Source organism: Pseudomonas sp. Sample_24, from assembly GCF_004307605.1.
Classification (GTDB): Bacteria; Pseudomonadota; Gammaproteobacteria; order Pseudomonadales; family Pseudomonadaceae; genus Aquipseudomonas.
Genome location: NZ_RCNW01000380.1, coordinates 1 through 2572, shown reverse-complemented (window position 1 = coordinate 2572; position 2572 = coordinate 1). Strand labels below are relative to the sequence as shown.

Below are 2572 nucleotides of genomic sequence, written 5' to 3'. Positions count from 1 at the left end.
TGCTGCACCCATTGCTGACCGCCACTCAGGAAGGCAACTACAACAGTACCGAAGGTCTTGGCGCGATTCCGTTTACCGGGATCCTGCTCGCTCACTCCAACGAATCGGAATGGCACACCTTCCGCAACAACAAGAACAACGAAGCCTTCATCGACCGGATCTACATCGTCAAAGTGCCGTACTGCCTGCGGGTCAGCGACGAAGTGAAGATCTACGACAAATTGCTGTTCAACAGCTCGCTGGCCAAAGCCCATTGCGCCCCCGACACCTTGAAGATGCTGGCCCAGTTCACGGTACTTTCGCGCCTGAAGGAGCCGGAAAACTCCAACATCTATTCCAAAATGCGCGTGTATGACGGGGAAAACCTCAAGGATACCGATCCGAAGGCCAAATCGATCCAGGAATACCGCGACAACGCGGGTGTCGATGAAGGCATGAACGGCCTGTCGACCCGTTTCGCGTTCAAGATCCTGTCGAAGGTATTCAACTTCGACCCGCACGAAATCGCCGCCAACCCGGTGCATCTGCTTTACGTGCTGGAACAACAGATCGAGCAGGAACAGTTCCAGGCCGAGACCCGCGAACGCTATCTGCGCTTCCTCAAGGAATATCTGGCGCCGCGTTATATCGAATTCATCGGCAAGGAGATCCAGACCGCTTACCTGGAATCCTACAGCGAGTACGGCCAGAACATCTTCGACCGCTACGTGCTGTACGCCGACTTCTGGATTCAGGACCAGGAATACCGCGATCCGGAAACCGGCGAAATCCTCAACCGCGTGGCTTTGAACGAGGAGCTGGAAAAAATCGAAAAACCGGCCGGTATCAGCAATCCGAAGGACTTCCGCAACGAAATCGTCAACTTTGTACTGCGTGCCCGGGCCAACAACAACGGTAAAAACCCGACCTGGCTCAGCTACGAAAAACTGCGGGTGGTCATCGAGAAGAAAATGTTCTCCAACACCGAGGACTTGCTGCCGGTCATCAGCTTCAACGCCAAGGCCAGCAAAGAGGATCAGCAGAAACACAACGACTTCGTCACACGAATGGTCGAGCGGGGTTACACCGACAAACAGGTACGACTGCTGTCCGAGTGGTATCTGCGGGTGAGAAAATCGCAGTAAGGCAGCTGCAAGCGGCAAGCTACCAGCCTCAAGCACACCGTAGGGGCGCTTGAGGCTGTTGGTGGCTCTGTTTGCTTTGAAAGCTTCGTGCTTGTAGCTTGAAGCTTGTGACTTGTAGCTGCCCGGAGGGCTCCCTATGAGCTATGTGATCGACCGACGTCTCAATGGCAAAAACAAGAGCACGGTGAACCGCCAGCGGTTCCTGCGGCGTTACCGTGATCACATCAAAAAGGCTGTCGAAGAGGCGGTCAGCCGGCGCTCCATTACCGACATGGAGCACGGCGAACAAATCAGTATCCCCGGCCGCGACATCGACGAGCCGGTGCTTCACCATGGTCGCGGTGGCAAGCAGACTGTCGTGCACCCGGGCAACAAGGAATTCACCAGCGGTGAGCACATTGCCCGCCCGCCGGGAGGTGGCGGGGGCAGAGGACCTGGCAAGGCCGGCAACTCCGGCGAAGGGATGGATGAATTCGTCTTCCAGATTACCCAGGAAGAATTCCTCGAATTCATGTTCGAGGACCTGGAACTGCCGAACCTGGTCAAGCGCAACCTGACCGGTACCGACACCTTCAAGACCGTTCGTGCGGGGATCAGTAACGAAGGCAACCCCTCACGGATCAACATCATTCGTACCCTGCGCTCGGCGCATGCCCGGCGGATCGCCCTGTCCGGCAGCAGCCGCGCAAAACTGCGGGAAGCCAAGGAAGAACTCCTGCGATTGAAGCAGGAAGAACCGGACAACTTCGGCGATATTCAGGAACTCGAAGCGGAAATCGAAAAACTCAGCGCGCGCATTCATCGCGTGCCGTTCCTCGACACCTTTGACCTCAAATACAACCTGCTCATCAAACAACCCAATCCCAGTTCCAAGGCTGTGATGTTCTGCCTGATGGACGTTTCCGGCTCGATGACCCAGGCGACCAAAGACATCGCCAAGCGCTTCTTTATCCTGCTGTACCTGTTTCTCAAGCGTAACTACGACAAGATCGACGTCGTGTTCATCCGCCACCACACCAGTGCCCGCGAAGTGGATGAGGAAGAGTTCTTCTACTCCCGCGAAACCGGCGGCACCATCGTCTCCAGCGCCTTGAAACTGATGCAGGAGATCATGGCCGAGCGCTATCCGAGCAACGAATGGAACATCTACGCCGCCCAGGCTTCCGACGGTGACAACTGGAACGACGACTCGCCAATCTGCCGCGACATTCTGATCAACCAGATCATGCCGTTCGTGCAGTACTACACTTACGTTGAGATAACCCCACGCGAACACCAGGCCCTGTGGTTCGAATACGAGCGCATCGCCGAAGCCTTTTCCGACACTTTTGCCCAGCAACAACTGGTCTCGGCCGGGGATATCTATCCGGTCTTTCGTGAACTCTTCCAGCGCAGGTTAGTGACATGACCGCCAAAGAGCAGAAGCGCCAACCCATTTCCACCGGCTC

Annotated in this window: 2 protein-coding genes; both read left to right on the top strand. The window is 56.1% G+C overall.

All coding sequences use genetic code 11. The features are described from left to right. Positions 1 to 1124 (top strand): PrkA family serine protein kinase (locus D8V06_RS21455; RefSeq protein ID WP_130931738.1); only part of this gene is annotated, 1124 nt, incomplete at its 5' end. 136 nt (positions 1125 to 1260) lie between these two features. Then, entirely contained in the window at positions 1261 to 2532 is a 1272-nt protein-coding gene (locus D8V06_RS21450; RefSeq protein ID WP_056853542.1) for a YeaH/YhbH family protein, read from the top strand. Positions 2533 to 2572 lie beyond the last annotated feature (40 nt).

Bases quoted from the DNA above. Each gene is read 5' to 3' on its own strand.
- D8V06_RS21450 (WP_056853542.1), top strand. From the start codon at position 1,261: ATGAGCTATGTGATCGACCGACGTCTCAATGGCAAAAACAAGAGCACG.